We start from the raw sequence: 14,227 nt of genomic DNA on the forward strand, positions 1-14,227 counted from the left end.
TGGAGCCGACCATGTATTGCTTGAAGGACAAACAGTTTGACTTGCCCGACAACTGCACCCTGCCGCCCAATGTGGCGGCGGGGTGCATTTTGCGTATGGACAGCCGCCTGGTGCAGCCGGGCGACGTATTCGTGGCCTGCCAGGGCGAATATGCCGACGGCCGAAACTATATTCCCGCCGCGATTGCCAATGGCGCAGCAATGGTGTTTTGGGACAGCGGCGACGGTTTCGCCTGGCGGCCGGAGTGGCAAATCGCCAATCTCGGCGTGCCGCACCTGAAGCAAAACGCCGGCCTGCTGGCAGCCAAGCTCTACGGCAATTTTTCAGGTAGCCTTTCTTGCTGGGGGGTAACCGGCACCAACGGCAAAACCTCGATTTCGCAATGGCTTGCCCAAGCCGCCGATTTGCTCGGCACGCCCTGCGCCATCATCGGCACGGTGGGCAACGGTTTCTGGGGGCGGCTCGAAGAAACCACCCACACCACGCCCAACCCCGTGCGCGTGCAAACCCTGCTGCACCAATTCAAACAGCAGGGTGCAAAAGCCGTGGCGATGGAAGTGTCCAGCCACGGCCTCGACCAAAACCGCGTGGTCGGCACGCCCTTCTCCTCCGCCATCTTCACCAACCTCACCCGCGACCATCTCGATTACCACGGCAGCATGGCCGCCTATGGTGCCAGCAAGGCCAAGCTGTTCTATTGGCAGAGCCTTCGGCACGCCATCATCAATACGGACGACGAATTCGGCCGCGAACTGGCTGCCGGGCTGCGTGCCGACCGCCCAAGCCTGAACGTGTACGGCTACGGCTTCAATGAACAAGCCGATATCCGCATCACCCGCTTTGCCGCTTCCGCCCAAGGCATGCAGGTCGCCTCCGATACGCCTTGGGGCAGCGGCGAAATCCACAGCCGGCTCTTAGGGCGGTTCAATGCGCAAAACCTTGCCGCCTGCGTCGGCCTTTTGTGCGCCGAAGGCTATGCGCTGCCCGACGTATTGCACGTGCTCGCACAAATCCGTCCCGCCACCGGCCGTATGGACTGCATCAGCCGTGCAGGCCGCCCGCTGGTGGTGGTGGACTATGCCCACACGCCCGACGCGCTGGAAAAAGCGCTGGCTACCCTGCGCGAAATCAAACCGCAGGGCGCGAACCTGTGGTGCGTGTTCGGCTGCGGCGGCAACCGCGACCGCGGCAAACGCCCGCTGATGGGCAGCGCCGCCGCACAGGGCGCGGATAAAGTGGTGATCACCAGCGACAACCCGCGCATGGAAGAGCCGCAAGACATCATCGCCGACATCCTGCCTGCCGTGCCGCAGCCCGCACTGGTGGAGGCCGACCGCCGCGTCGCCATCCAAACCGCCATCCGCCGCGCCATGCCGCAGGATATCGTGCTGATTGCCGGCAAAGGCCACGAAACCTATCAAGACGTACAGGGCGAGAAGCACCATTTCTCCGATTTTGAAATCGCCGAAGCCGCGCTGGATGAGGTTACCTGAAAACAGGCGTATCGGATTTTCAGGTAGCCTTTTGAGCTTGCCACAGGCTACCTGAAAGTATTAATACCTTTTCAGGTAGCCTGCCGCCCCGTAATATTTTCAATGGAATTCCCATGCCCACACTTGATTTAGCCTTTGTTTGCCGCGCCCTGAACCTGCCCGCGCCGCAGCACAACCGCCCCATCCGCCGCGTTATCACCGACAGCCGCCAAGCCGCTGCTGCCGACGAGCGCGGCACTGATTTGTTTGTTGCCTTGGTGGGCGATAAACACGATGCCCACGATTTTGTGCCTGCCGTGTTGGCGCAGGGCGCTTTGGCACTGGTATCGCGCCAAGACTGCGCCGCGCTTTCAGGTAGCCTGCCGGTGGCCGATACGTTGGTGGCACTGCAAACCCTGGCTGCCGCTTGGCGCGAAGCGGTGAACCCGCTGGTGCTCGGCATCACCGGTTCTTCCGGCAAAACCACGGTGAAGGAAATGCTGGCCGCCATTCTGCGCCGCCAGTTCGGCGAAGCGGCCGTGTTGGCTACCGCCGGCAATTTCAACAACCACATCGGCCTGCCGCTCACCCTGCTTGCCCTGCGGCCGCAGCAGCGTTATGCCGTTATCGAAATGGGCATGAACCATTTCGGCGAGCTTGATGCGCTCACCCGAATCGCCCGCCCCGATGCCGCGCTGGTCAATAACGCCCTGCGCGCGCATATCGGCTGCGGTTTCGACGGCGTGGGCGATATTGCCCGCGCCAAAAGCGAAATCTACCGCGGGCTACCTGAAAGCGGCACGGCGCTGATTCCGGCGGAAGACGAATATGCCGAAGTGTTCCGCGCCGCCTGCCGCGCCCTGAATTTGCGCCAAATCGAATTCGGCGTGGACAAGGGCGAAGTGCATGCCGAAAACGTCCGGCTGCTGCCCTTGGGCTGCCGCTTCGATTTGGTGTGGCAAAACCAACGTGCGGCGGTAGAACTGCCGGTGCCGGGTAAACACAACGTGGCCAATGCCGTGGCTGCGGCCGCGCTGGCTTTGCAGGCGGGCGTGGGGCTACCTGAAAGCGCCGCCGCGCTGGCCGGGTTTGCCAATATCAAAGGCCGTTTGCAACGCAAGGCCGGCCTGCGCGGCAGCACGATTATCGACGACACCTACAACGCCAACCCCGACAGCATGAAGGCCGCGCTGGATGTGTTGGCCGGGCTGCCTGCGCCGCGCATTTTCGTGATGGGCGATATGGGCGAATTGGGCGACGGCGAAGCCCCCGCCCTGCATGCCGAAATCGGCCGCTATGCGCGGGATAAGGGCATCGAAGCCGCTTATTTTGTGGGCGATTTCAGCGTGGAGGCTGCCGAGGCTTTCGGCGCGGCCGGGCTGTGGTTTGCCGCCAAAGACCCGTTGCAGCAGGTGCTGGTGCACGAATTGCCGGAGCAGGCTTCGGTGTTGGTGAAAGGTTCGCGTTTTATGCAGATGGAAGAGGTGGTGGCCGCCTTGCAGGGCCATGAAGCGTAGGCCGCACGGCGGTTATCCGCTATATCCGGCCAGCAACCACTACGACCCGATCCGCCGCCGGTTTTTCAACCCCGAGCCCAAACGCCGGCTGCAGCCGCTGGATTTCGGCGGGGCGTTCAAAATGCTCAGCCGCCAAGGCCGCTTTCCCGCGCAGCCGCTGCCGTTTGCCAAGCCTGATTTTGCCGCCTTCGTGCGGCAGGAAAGGCTACCTGAAAACGAGCGGAGCGAGTTTCGCCAAAACGAGCGGAGCGAGTTTCGCCAAAACGAGCAGAGCGAGTTTCTGCGCAGCAAAAACGAACAAAAGGCACGGTTTGTTTGGTTCGGCCATTCCACCCTGCTGATGCGCGTGGCCGGGTTGAACATCATCACTGACCCCGTGTTCGGTATGAGCGCCGCACCGAACAACAAAATGTTCCGCCGCTTCCAGCCGCCGCCCGCCGCACCGCACGAACTGCCGCCACTCGATATCATCCTCTACAGCCACAACCACTACGACCATTTGGAGGAATCCTTTGTGCGCAGCGTGACAGACAGCGGGGTGCATTTCCTGGTGCCACTGGGCATGGAAGTGCTGCTGCGCCGCTGGGGCGTGAAGGCGGAAAACATTTCGGCGGCGGATTGGTATCAGAGCCATACCGTCGGCGGCGTAACATTCACCGCCACTCCCGCCCGCCACGACAGCTCGCGCAACCTGGCCGACCACAACCGTATGCTGTGGGCGGGCTGGGCTATCGAAGGCGGCGGGCAGCGGCTTTATTTCAGCGGTGATTCGTCCTACGGCAGCCACTTCGCCGACATCGGCCGGCATTTTGGCGGCTTCGACTTGGCCTTTATGGAAAACGGCCAATATGACCGCCGCTGGCCGGACAACCACATGTTCCCCGGGCAAACCGTGCAGGCCTCCATCGACGTGGGCGCGCGCCGCATGATGCCGATTCACTGGGGCGCCTTCAGCCTGGCCATGCACGATTGGAACGAACCCGTGCGCCGCAGCATCCCGCTGGCCATCGAGCGCGGCCTGCCGGTGCTCACGCCGCTAATCGGGCAGGTGTTTGATGCGGATATGGAAACTGAATTGTGGTGGGAAGAGGTGTGAGCGGTTCGGACAAATTCGGCTTCGTTTGCTTTCAGGTAGCCTTACTGGTTCAAAGTGGGCTGAAACAAAAACAGCCATGTTGGTAACCCAAGCTCAAGCGCACATAAATTCCGCCAAAGCGGTAGCCAAGCCTTCCGGATTTTCCCAAGACATCGAGTGCCCGGCATCGGCAATCACGGCGCAGGGAATACCGTATTGAAGGATAAGGTCGTAGTCTGTGTTGGGCAGGGAACGATCGCCAACTAAATAAATTTTGCGTTGGGGCAGGGAGGAGAGGCGGTGCAGCCAATCGGGCGATATACCGTTCACTAAATGATATGCACTACGCCACAATGCCCACGGGGCAGCACTTTGTAGGCTGCCCGCCCACGGCGAGGGTTCGTTATTTAGCAGTTCGGCATAGCCATTGTGGATGAAATACGCTTCATTCTGTGCGGTAATGTTGCGGCTGAATATGCCGCCGCCAGCAATCAGGTTGCATTCGCTTACCATGAGTCCGCGCACACGGCTGCCGAGCTGTTCGGCGGCTTCAATAGCGATGCTGCCACCCATGCTGTGCCCATAGAGATAGAAGTGCGGCAAGTTAAGATGGTTGGCCAGTTCGGATACGATTGCGGCTTGCGCACTGGTGGAATAGGAAAAATCCTGTGGGCGTTCACTGTAGCCGTGACCTGCCAAGTCAAGCAGGATAGTGCGGCGGCCTGCCAAGGCCGGGCTGGCAGCGATGCGGGGGTACTCGTAGCTGGCAGCGCAGCCTAGGCCGTGGATAAATAGGCAAGGGATACTGTTTCTGCCTGCATGGGCTGGTAGATCCATAAATCGGATGCGGCAGCGTGCGCTGTGGGAGTGCATGGTTTGCATAGTTTGTACCTCGCATGGCAGTGGGAATTTCGGTTTTCAGGTAGCCTCTCTTGGGTAGCGGCTTGGTTTATAATGCCATATTTTCTTGTTTCACAGTGGATGCAATACGGGCAATTGTGATTTTCAGGTAGCCTTTCCCGCCCTGGGCAACTTGAGTTAATAAAATGATTTAAGGAAGTTTTATGCTTTTATGGTTGGCCAAGCTCAGCAACTGGATTTCGGCGCTGAACATTTTCCAATACACCACTTTCCGCGCGGTGATGGCGGCGCTCACGGCTTTGGCGTTCAGCCTGATGCTGGGGCCGTGGACCATCCGCAAGCTCACCGAGCTTAAAGCCGGTCAGGCCATCCGCAGCGACGGGCCGAAAACCCATTTGGCCAAGGCGGGCACGCCCACTATGGGCGGGGTGCTGATTTTGGTGTCGATTACGGTGTCCACGCTGTTGTGGGGCAATGTGTCGCACCCGTATATCTGGATTTTGCTCGGCGTGTTGCTGGGCACGGGCGCGCTGGGGTTCTACGACGATTGGCGCAAGGTGGTGTATAAAGATCCGCACGGCGTGTCGGCCAAATTTAAGATGGTGTGGCAGAGCAGCGTGGCGCTGGCGGCAGGGGTGCTGCTGTTTTATGTGGCGAGCAATTCGGCAAACAATATTTTAATCGTGCCGTTTTTTAAGCAGGTGGCGCTGCCTTTGGGCGTGGTGGGCTTTGTGGTGTTGTCGTATTTCACCATTGTAGGCACGTCCAACGCGGTAAACCTGACCGACGGCCTGGACGGCCTGGCGGCTTTCCCGGTGGTGTTGGTGGCCGGCGGGATGGCGGTGTTTGCCTATGCCACCGGGCACTGGCAGTTTGCACGCTATCTGCAGCTGCCTTTTGTGCCGGGGGCGAACGAGGTGATGGTGTTCTGCGCGGCCATGTGCGGCGCGTGTTTGGGCTTTTTGTGGTTCAACGCGGCGCCGGCGCAGGTGTTTATGGGCGATGTGGGCGCGTTGGCGCTGGGCGCGGCGCTGGGCACAGTGGCGGTGATTGTGCGGCAGGAATTTGTGCTGGTGATTATGGGCGGGCTGTTTGTGGTGGAGGCTTTGTCGGTGATGCTGCAGGTGGGTTGGTATAAGAGAACCAAAAAACGCATCTTCCTGATGGCGCCGATCCACCACCATTTCGAGCAGAAGGGCTGGAAGGAAACGCAGGTGGTGGTGCGCTTTTGGATCATCACCATCGTGCTGGTGCTGGTGGGCTTGAGCACATTGAAAATTCGTTAAACGGTTTTCAGGTAGCCTTATCGGGTTAAAGAGAGGCTACCTGAAAGCAGATACGGTAAGCTGCTGTGAAGCCAAAACCCGTTGCAACCCAATTTAAAGAACCCAGGTTATGCTGCTACATATGCTAATTTTGCTGGCCTTTGCCAAAATGCAGGATTTCGCTGAGGATTCCTGTGCTTGGCAATGGGCGCTGGCTTTTGCCGTTGTAACTTTTTTATTCGGCCTGTTTGGCGGCCCCTGATTGCGGCAGTTATTTCCGCCGTGATTTGGGGCTTGTATTCATGGGGCTATTTCGCCCTGCTGCGGCAGATGGCAGACAGTTTGATTTTGTGGCTGATGGTGTGCATCGGCGGGATTATGCTGCCGTGGCTGCTGTTGCTGAAGTTGCTGGCTAATACAGCCGTGCAGTAAAGGCTACCTGAAAGCGCAAGCCTCAACGAAGTGAAAATAAGCGAAGCTAAAGCTGAGAAAGCAGCCGCCCGCAGGTAAACCGGGTGGCATGGAGAATAGAATGAAAAGCGAATGGCAAAACCAAAAAATCCTCGTGGCCGGGATGGGCGGCAGCGGCATTTCCATGTTGGATTTCCTGCGCCGCAAAGGCGCGGCGGTAGCTGCTTATGATGCCGACTTCCCCGCCGCCAAACGGGCCGAATTGCAACAGCGTTTCCCCGGCCTGGCCTGCCACACAGGCTACCTGAAAACCGCATTGGCCGAAGGCTTCGACATTCTTGCACTCAGCCCCGGCATCAGCGAGCGCACGCCTGAAATCGAAGCCTTCAAACAGGCCGGCGGCCGTGTGCTGGGTGATGTGGAGATCTTGGCGCACGAGCTTTCCGGCAAGCGCGACAAAATCATCGCCATCACCGGCAGCAACGGCAAAACCACCGTAACCAGCCTAGTCGGCCATTTGTGCCGCGAATGCGGGCTGGATACCGTGGTGGCCGGCAACATCGGCACGCCCGTGCTCGAAGCCTATGAAGACCGGCAGGAGCAGAGTGCCGATATGTGGGTGCTCGAACTTTCCAGCTTCCAGCTGGAAAACACCGACCATTTGAACGCCGCCGCCGCCGCCGTGCTCAATATTTCCGAAGACCACCTCAACCGCTACGACGACCTGCTCGACTACGCCCACGCCAAAGACAAAATCTTCCGTGGCAGCGGCGTGCAGGTAATCAATGCCGACGATGCGCTGTGCCGCGCCATGAAACGCAGCGGCTGCGAAGTGCGCCGCTTTTCGCTGCAGCAGGAAACCGATTATTGGTTTGACGCCGCATCGGGCTACCTGAAACACGGCACGGAAATGCTGATTGCCGCCGCCGATATTCCGCTGCAAGGCCTGCACAACGCCGCCAACGTGCTGGCCGCGCTGGCTTTGTGCGAAGCAATCGGCCTGCCGCGCGAGCAGCTGCTGCGCCATGTGCGCACCTTCAAAGGTCTGCCGCACCGCGTGGAAAAAATCGGCGAGAAAAACGGCGTGGTGTTTATCGACGACAGCAAAGGTACCAATGTGGGCGCCACTGAAGCCGCCATCGCCGGCCTGCAAAGCCCGCTGTTTCTGATTGCCGGCGGGCAGGGCAAAGGGCAGGATTTCACCCCGCTGAAAAACGTGCTGCCCGGCAAATCCCGTGCCGTACTGCTCATCGGCGAAGACGCGCCGCAAATCCGCCACGACCTGGCCGGCTGCGGCGTGGAGATGATGGATTGCGCCACCCTGCAGGAGGCCGTGCAAACCGCCTACCGCCTGGCCGAACCCGGCGACATCGTGCTGCTTAGCCCCGCCTGCGCCAGCTTCGATATGTTTAAAGGCTATGCACACCGCTCGCAGGTGTTTATTGAGGCGTTTGAGGCTTTGTGATGTTTTCAGGTAGCCTTTGCTAAGGCCAAAGGGCTACCTGAAACCCTGTTTTATTGATTTTTTGAAGCAACTTGAAGTACCCGATGATTACCGAATCCAAACTCCTCGACCGCAAAATCCTGCGCCACGGCCACACCATCGATCAATCGCTGCTGTGGCTGGTGGTGCTGATGCTAGGCTTCAGCCTGGTGATGGTGTATTCCGCCTCGGTGGCCTTTGCCGGGCTGGGCGGCGGCCATAAGTGGGCGTTTCTCATCCGCCAGGCAGCTTATATCAGCGTGGGCGGCGGGGCAGCCTGGGCGGCGTTTCGGGTGCCGATGCGTACTTGGCAGAAGTATTCGATGGTGTTGCTGGTAATCAGCCTGCTGATGCTGATTGCGGTGCTGCTGGTGGGGCGCGATGTGAACGGCGCACGGCGTTGGATTCCTTTGGGTGTAGCCAATTTGCAGCCGAGCGAATTTTTCAAGCTGGCGGTGATTCTTTATCTTTCCGGCTTTTTTATGCGCCGTGCCGAAGTGTTGCAGCATTTGAAGAAAGTGTGCTGGGTGGCGCTGCCGGTGGGTTGCGGGCTGGGGCTGATTATGCTGCAGCCAGATTTCGGCTCGTTTGTGGTGGTGTCGGTGATCAGCGTGGGATTGTTATTTTTGGTGGGGCTGCCGTTTCGCTGGTTTATCGTGGTGGTGCTGGCCGGCTTGAGCGGCATGGTAACATTGGTGTTGATTTCGCCCTACCGCATGGCGCGTGTGACCGCCTTCCTCGATCCGTGGGCCGACCCGCTGGGCAGCGGCTACCAGCTCACCCATGCGCTGATGGCCATCGGGCGTGGCAGTTGGACGGGCGTGGGTTTGGGCGCGGGGCTGGAAAAACGCTTCTACCTGCCCGAGGCGCATACGGATTTCATCACCGCCGTTATCGGCGAGGAATTCGGCTTTCTCGGCATGATGCTGCTCACTGCCTGCTATCTGTGGCTGGTGTGGCGCGCGTTTTCTATTAGCAAGATGGCGCGCGACTTGGAGCAGTTTTTCGGTGCGTTTGTGGCCAGCGGCGTGGGCATCTGGCTGGGCATTCAGAGTTTTTTCAATATCGGTGTGAACATCGGCCTCTTGCCCACCAAAGGGCTGACCCTGCCGTTGATTTCCTTCGGCGGCTCGGCGCTGGTGGCCATGCTAATAGCTGTGGCGCTGCTGCTGCGGGTGGATTATGAAAACCGGCGCAAAATGCGCGGTTTTGAAGTGTGAGGAGCCGAATATGGGCGTGAAAACCTTTTTGCTGATGGCCGGCGGTACCGGCGGGCATATTTTCCCCGCGCTGGCGGTGGCCGCCGCACTGCGCGAACGCGGGCACAAGGTGGTGTGGCTGGGCAGCGAGGGCGCGATGGAAATGTGCATTGTGCCGCAGCATGGCATCGAAATTGAAACCCTGGCCATCAAAGGCGTGCGCGGCAACGGCCTCAAGCGCAAGCTGATGCTGCCGTTCACGCTGTGGCACACCATCCGTGCGGCGCGGCGCATCATCTGCAAGCATCAGGTGGACGGCGCCATCGGCTTCGGCGGCTTCGTTACCGTGCCCGGCGGCATGGCGGCCAAGCTGTGCGGCGTGCCGTTGGTGATTCATGAGCAAAATGCCGTGGCCGGGCTTTCCAACCGGATTTTAGCCAAGCTGGCCAGCCGCGTGCTGTATGCCTTTCCCAAGGTATTTAGTGATGAAAACGGGTTGGTGGGCAACCCTGTGCGCACTGATATTGTCGCACTGCCTGCGCCGCAAGAGCGGTTTGCCGAGCGTTCAGGTAGCCTGAAGCTGCTGGTTACTGGCGGTAGTTTGGGTGCGGATATTCTCAACCGCCTGCTGCCCGAAGCGCTGGCTTTGCTGCCTGCCGAGCAACGTCCGGAAGTGTGCCACCAAAGCGGGCGCGGTAAGCTGGAAGGTTTGCGCCAGCGTTATGCCGAAGCCGGCGTACAGGCTGAATGTAGCGAGTTTATCGATGACATGGCCGCGGCCTACGGCGCGGCGGATTTGGTGGTGTGCCGCTCCGGTGCGCTTACCATTGCCGAGCTGGCTGCTGCCGGCGTGGGTGCGCTGCTTGTACCCTATCCCTATGCGGTGGACGACCATCAAACCGCTAATGCCTGCTTCGTGGCTGCCAGCGAGGCCGGGCTGCTCTTGCCACAGAGCGAGCTGACTGCCGAGAAGCTGGCTTCCGTACTCTTGGGCCTAAACCGCGACATTTGCCGCCAATGGGCGCAAAACGCCCGCCAGGTGGCCAAACCGGACAGTGCGGCCAAGGTGGCGGAAGCGGCACTGGCGGCGGTGGGCGGATGATTGGTTGAGGCTACCTGAAAAGCGGTTTTGAAGATTCAGGTAGCCTCAAATAACAAATGGAACCCAATGTTCGATTGCTTGAAAAGCAAAAGCCGCTGCCAAACCGGGCAATTGAATGTGCTATTGGCAAGCCTGCTTGATGATTGGCATGGTAGATGGCTTAAAGGCTTTGCTTGGTTTGTGCTCCGGGCGGCTATTTTCAGGTAGCCTCAGCAGCAATATGGGCTTTTCTCCCGCTCGTGTTGTATCAAAAAATGTTTATCCGCTATACAATAACAATTTTGTCTGCAATGGCTGCCCGGGAAGCAGTGATAAAAGTGATAAATATGAAGCAACGAGTAAAACGCATTCATTTCGTCGGTATCGGTGGCTCGGGCATGTGCGGCCTGGCCGAGGTGCTGTATAAAGAATTCGACGTATCCGGCTCGGATCAGGCACAAAGCGCGGTAACGCGCCAGCTGGCCGATATGGGCATCAAGGTGTTTCACGGCCATGCGGCAGAGCATATCGAAGGCGTGGACGTGGTGGTTACCTCCACCGCCATCAAGCCGGATAATCCGGAAGTGTTGGCTGCCCGCGAGGCAAGCATTCCGGTAATTCCGCGCGCCATGATGCTGGCGGAGATTATGCGCTTCGGCCAGGGCATCGCCATTGCCGGCACGCACGGCAAGACCACCACCACCAGTCTCACTGCCTCCATCCTCACTGCTGCCGGCCTCGATCCGACCTTCGTTATTGGCGGTAAGCTTACCGCTGCCGGCACCAACGCCAAGCTTGGTGGCGGGCAGTATATTGTGGCCGAGGCCGACGAATCAGACGCCTCATTCCTGTATCTCACGCCTGTGATTACTGTGGTGACCAATATCGACACCGACCACATGGACACCTACGACCACAGTGTGGACAAGCTGCACCAGGCCTTTGTGGAATTTGTGCACCGTATGCCGTTCTACGGCAAGGCATTTTTATGTATCGACAGCGAGCATGTGCGCGCCATCCTGCCGGAGATCCAGAAACCGTTTGCCACCTATGGTTTAGACGAAACCGCCGATATTTACGCCGATAATGTGCACAGCGAAGGCGCGCAGATGTGCTTTACCGTGCACCTGAACAAACGCCTGATCGCGCCGTTTGAAGTGCGGCTGAATGCGCCGGGGCGGCACAATGTGCTCAATGCGCTGGCTGCTATCGGTGTGGCGCTGGAGTGTGGTGCGGATGTGGAAGCCATCCAGCGCGGCCTGGCCGGTTTCGGCGGCGTGGGACGGCGCTTTCAGAGCTACGGCGAAATCAAGCTGCCGCAAGGCGGCAGCGCCTTGGTGGTCGACGACTACGGCCACCATCCGGTGGAAATGGCTGCCACGCTCTCCGCCGCACGCGGCGCTTATCCCGAACGCCACCTGGTGTTGGCATTCCAGCCGCACCGCTATACCCGCACCCGCGATTTGTTTGAAGACTTCGTACGCGTGCTGAACACCGCAGATGCAGTGGTGCTCACCGATGTATACGCCGCCGGCGAAGAGCCGATCGTGGCCGCCGACAGCCGTGCACTCACTCGTGCCCTGCGTGTGGCTGGCAAACTGGAGCCGATTTACTGCGCCGACGTGGCTGATATGCCCGCCACCCTGCTCAATATGCTGCAAGATGGCGACCTGCTGCTGAATATGGGCGCAGGCAGCATCAACAAAGTACCGCAGGCCTTGCAGGATTTGGCGGCGTATGGATAATTTCCTGAAACGCCGCCAAGAGGCGCGGCAGCGTGCCGCTGCTTTTTGGCAGAGCTGGCAGTGGGAACAGTTCTGGCAGTCTGGCGGTGGCGTGGCGTTGGTGAACAGCGGCAACTACCTGCTGCACCACTATTTCCCCGGCGTATTTTTGCAGACCGTTTCGGATTATGCTGTTGATGCTGGTTCGAAGTTTCAGGTAGCCTTCAGCAGCGGCGGGCGGTTGGAGCCGATGACCGACGCGGTATTGCTGGCCGAGGCTGCGCCACCGGGTTTGCCTTTCGGCGTGCAGGCGCTGCTGCGGCGCTGCCGGGCTGACGAACTGCCGCAGCGCAAGGCCGGTTTCGGCAAAACGCAGCTTTCCGGCAGCCAGTTTCAGGTAGCCTGCGCACCAGGCAGCGATGGCCTGGTGCATTTGCAGGTTTTTGTGAACGATAATCCTGTTGGCACGGATGCCGACGACCGCCGGCTGGCGGTGTGGCTGCTTTTGGCGCAGGCCTTGGGGCAGTGGGATTTAAACGTGAAAACCGGCTATGTGGAGCTGGTGGAGCAACCGCCTCGGGGTGCGCTGCCGCTGGCCAGGCTGCCCGCTGCTTTTGATAAGTTGTGGCGTGCCCAGCTGGGGCACAACGGCGTGTATCCGAGCGGCGAGGCTGAGTTCCGCGTGTATGGCGCGGAAAACGATGATGGCGAGCCGGCCAAGATTTTGGTGCGCAACGAATCGGCTGCTTCGCTGTTGGGGCGTGCCGATTTGGCCTGGTGTTTGAGCGTGCGCTGTGAAGTGTACGACGACATGAGCCAGGCTCTGGCGCAGGAATTGGCACACGAGTTTTCCGGCTGCGTCGGGCAGCACGAGCAGGGTATCCTCACCGCCATGCTGGCTGATGCGGAAAAAGGCGAATACATCGCCTTTGCCATGGTGACCGAGCCGGAAGGATTGTGGGAAAAGGTGCGGGAAATCACCGCACGTTATGAGCGGCTGGACGCACGGGCCAACTGTGTGTTTGACCCGTCATGGCGGCATTACCGCCTGCAAGGATAAAAGATGACAAAATCAGATACCAACGAAGCCGCAGGCCAGCGCAGCCTGAGCGAATGGCAAGATAATGCCCATTGTTTCTGGACGGTGTGGCGGTGCGAAGAGGCGCGGCTTGCAGCGTTGGAAGCCCCGGTAGCTTTCGTTACCGAGGCCAACAGCCTGCTGCACGAATACTGCCCCGGAGTGGTGGTGGAGTTGGAAGGACAGCCGGCCGACGGCGCGCTGGTGTTCAGCGCCAACGGCGATTTGGAACACTTTCCGCAAGTGCTGACGCTGATTGCCACGGCAGCGGAATCCACCGAGCGTTCGGTACTGTGTTTCCGCCAGCGGCTGGGCTCGTCGGAGCAGTTCGCCATCCGCATGGGCGGCGTGGAAATGCAGGCGGCGGATATTTTGGTACGCTGCGAAGAATGGCGCGGCCTGCCCGCGCTGGACGTGGCTTTTGCCAAGCCGCCCAAGGCAGAAGATTTGGAAGTCGCGCAGCGTCTGGCGCTGATTATGCTCGACCATGTATTGGGCGAGTGGGATGCGGTGGTGAAAGTGGGCGCACTGGATTTTGTGGATACCGCGCTGCCGGAAGCCGTGCCGCTGCACAGGCTACCTGAAAAATTAGACGAAGTATGGAAAGCCTTGGGGCGTGATGCGCTCTATCCCGAGCCGGAATGGCAGTATACTGCCTATCAGCGCGATGAAGACGAAGAACATGAACAAGATGCCCTGGTGCTGCTGCGTAATGAATCGGCCAATGGCCTGCTGGGCCGGGCGGATATGGGCTGGTGCGTTTCCGTGCGCTGCGAAATCAACGGCGAAGACGCGTTGATGGCAGCCTACCGGCTGCAAGACGAATTCGACGCCGAAGCCTGCCACCAGCAGCAAGGCATCGGTACGATTGCCGTAACCAACCTCACGCGGGGTGAGCGCACCATATTTGCCGCTACCGGCGAGCCGGAGCGCCTCATGGAAAAAGCGCAGGCACTGTGCGAGCAGTTTGCCGAGCTCAAGCCGCAGGCTGCGTGCGAATACGACCCGAGCTGGCGGCATTACCGGTTTTAAGTTTTCAGGTAGCCTTTCAGACGGGCGTT

At 59.7% G+C, this 14,227-nt stretch carries 12 protein-coding genes; 11 read left to right on the forward strand and 1 reads right to left on the reverse strand.

Annotation, left to right across the window (positions count from 1 at the left end; all coding sequences use genetic code 11):
- The first annotated feature begins 11 nt into the window (after positions 1-11).
- The 3 genes from A7Q03_RS04180 (at position 12) to A7Q03_RS04190 (ending at position 4,085) form a co-directional block, all read left to right on the forward strand.
- On the forward strand, positions 12-1,493 hold the full coding sequence (locus A7Q03_RS04180) for a UDP-N-acetylmuramoyl-L-alanyl-D-glutamate--2,6-diaminopimelate ligase (protein WP_067447617.1): 1,482 nt from the start codon (positions 12-14) through the stop codon (positions 1,491-1,493).
- Positions 1,494-1,606: 113 nt separating this feature from the next.
- Positions 1,607-2,989, forward strand: a complete 1,383-nt coding sequence (gene murF, locus A7Q03_RS04185; protein WP_067447618.1) for a UDP-N-acetylmuramoyl-tripeptide--D-alanyl-D-alanine ligase — start codon at positions 1,607-1,609, stop codon at positions 2,987-2,989.
- Positions 2,979-4,085, forward strand: a complete 1,107-nt coding sequence (locus A7Q03_RS04190; protein WP_067447619.1) for an MBL fold metallo-hydrolase — start codon at positions 2,979-2,981, stop codon at positions 4,083-4,085. The genes murF and A7Q03_RS04190 overlap by 11 nt, the downstream gene beginning before the upstream one ends.
- 93 nt (positions 4,086-4,178) lie before the next feature.
- Here A7Q03_RS04190 and A7Q03_RS04195 read toward each other — a convergent pair whose 3' ends face one another.
- Positions 4,179-4,946: an alpha/beta fold hydrolase gene (locus A7Q03_RS04195; protein WP_067447620.1), complete on the reverse strand. Its 768-nt coding sequence runs from the start codon at positions 4,944-4,946 to the stop codon at positions 4,179-4,181.
- A gap of 182 nt (positions 4,947-5,128) precedes the next feature.
- On the opposite strand from A7Q03_RS04195, the gene mraY reads away from it, so the two are divergent.
- From mraY to A7Q03_RS04235, 8 genes are all read left to right on the forward strand, one after another.
- The gene (mraY, locus tag A7Q03_RS04200; RefSeq protein WP_064088707.1) at positions 5,129-6,211 is read left to right on the forward strand and encodes a phospho-N-acetylmuramoyl-pentapeptide-transferase; all 1,083 of its coding nucleotides are present in this window, start codon (positions 5,129-5,131) and stop codon (positions 6,209-6,211) included.
- A 261-nt stretch (positions 6,212-6,472) separates the two neighbouring features.
- On the forward strand, positions 6,473-6,622 hold the full coding sequence (locus A7Q03_RS10585; RefSeq protein ID WP_231863728.1) for a hypothetical protein: 150 nt from the start codon (positions 6,473-6,475) through the stop codon (positions 6,620-6,622).
- A 100-nt stretch (positions 6,623-6,722) separates the two neighbouring features.
- Positions 6,723-8,066 carry a UDP-N-acetylmuramoyl-L-alanine--D-glutamate ligase gene (gene murD / locus A7Q03_RS04210; RefSeq protein ID WP_067447621.1) on the forward strand — a complete coding sequence of 448 codons (1,344 nt, stop codon included), beginning with the start codon at positions 6,723-6,725 and terminating at the stop codon, positions 8,064-8,066.
- 83 nt (positions 8,067-8,149) lie between these two features.
- Positions 8,150-9,304, forward strand: a complete 1,155-nt coding sequence (ftsW, locus tag A7Q03_RS04215) for a putative lipid II flippase FtsW (protein WP_067447623.1) — start codon at positions 8,150-8,152, stop codon at positions 9,302-9,304.
- A 10-nt stretch (positions 9,305-9,314) separates the two neighbouring features.
- On the forward strand, positions 9,315-10,385 hold the full coding sequence (gene murG / locus A7Q03_RS04220; RefSeq protein WP_067447625.1) for an undecaprenyldiphospho-muramoylpentapeptide beta-N-acetylglucosaminyltransferase: 1,071 nt from the start codon (positions 9,315-9,317) through the stop codon (positions 10,383-10,385).
- Positions 10,386-10,711: 326 nt separating this feature from the next.
- On the forward strand, positions 10,712-12,109 hold the full coding sequence (gene murC, locus A7Q03_RS04225) for a UDP-N-acetylmuramate--L-alanine ligase (RefSeq protein ID WP_067447627.1): 1,398 nt from the start codon (positions 10,712-10,714) through the stop codon (positions 12,107-12,109).
- Positions 12,102-13,148 (forward strand): hypothetical protein, encoded by a 1,047-nt coding sequence (locus A7Q03_RS04230; protein WP_067447629.1) that lies wholly within the window; start codon positions 12,102-12,104, stop codon positions 13,146-13,148. Before murC ends, A7Q03_RS04230 begins: the two co-directional genes overlap by 8 nt.
- Positions 13,149-13,151: 3 nt before the next feature.
- Positions 13,152-14,198, forward strand: coding sequence for a hypothetical protein (locus A7Q03_RS04235; RefSeq protein WP_067447631.1), 1,047 nt, complete (start codon positions 13,152-13,154; stop codon positions 14,196-14,198).
- Positions 14,199-14,227 lie beyond the last annotated feature (29 nt).

The organism is Eikenella sp. NML99-0057, assembly GCF_001648535.1.
In the GTDB taxonomy this organism is placed as follows: Bacteria; Pseudomonadota; Gammaproteobacteria; order Burkholderiales; family Neisseriaceae; genus Eikenella; species Eikenella exigua.

Coding starts and splice junctions, on each gene's coding strand:
- murF (WP_067447618.1), top strand. CDS start 1,607: ATGCCCACACTTGATTTAGCCTTTGTTTGCCGCGCCCTGAACCTGCCC.
- A7Q03_RS04230 (WP_067447629.1), top strand. CDS start 12,102: ATGGATAATTTCCTGAAACGCCGCCAAGAGGCGCGGCAGCGTGCCGCT.
- murD (WP_067447621.1), top strand. CDS start 6,723: ATGAAAAGCGAATGGCAAAACCAAAAAATCCTCGTGGCCGGGATGGGC.
- A7Q03_RS04180 (WP_067447617.1), top strand. CDS start 12: ATGTATTGCTTGAAGGACAAACAGTTTGACTTGCCCGACAACTGCACC.
- A7Q03_RS04235 (WP_067447631.1), top strand. CDS start 13,152: ATGACAAAATCAGATACCAACGAAGCCGCAGGCCAGCGCAGCCTGAGC.
- ftsW (WP_067447623.1), top strand. CDS start 8,150: ATGATTACCGAATCCAAACTCCTCGACCGCAAAATCCTGCGCCACGGC.
- murC (WP_067447627.1), top strand. CDS start 10,712: ATGAAGCAACGAGTAAAACGCATTCATTTCGTCGGTATCGGTGGCTCG.
- mraY (WP_064088707.1), top strand. CDS start 5,129: ATGCTTTTATGGTTGGCCAAGCTCAGCAACTGGATTTCGGCGCTGAAC.
- A7Q03_RS04190 (WP_067447619.1), top strand. CDS start 2,979: ATGAAGCGTAGGCCGCACGGCGGTTATCCGCTATATCCGGCCAGCAAC.
- A7Q03_RS04195 (WP_067447620.1), bottom strand. CDS start 4,946: ATGCAAACCATGCACTCCCACAGCGCACGCTGCCGCATCCGATTTATG.
- murG (WP_067447625.1), top strand. CDS start 9,315: ATGGGCGTGAAAACCTTTTTGCTGATGGCCGGCGGTACCGGCGGGCAT.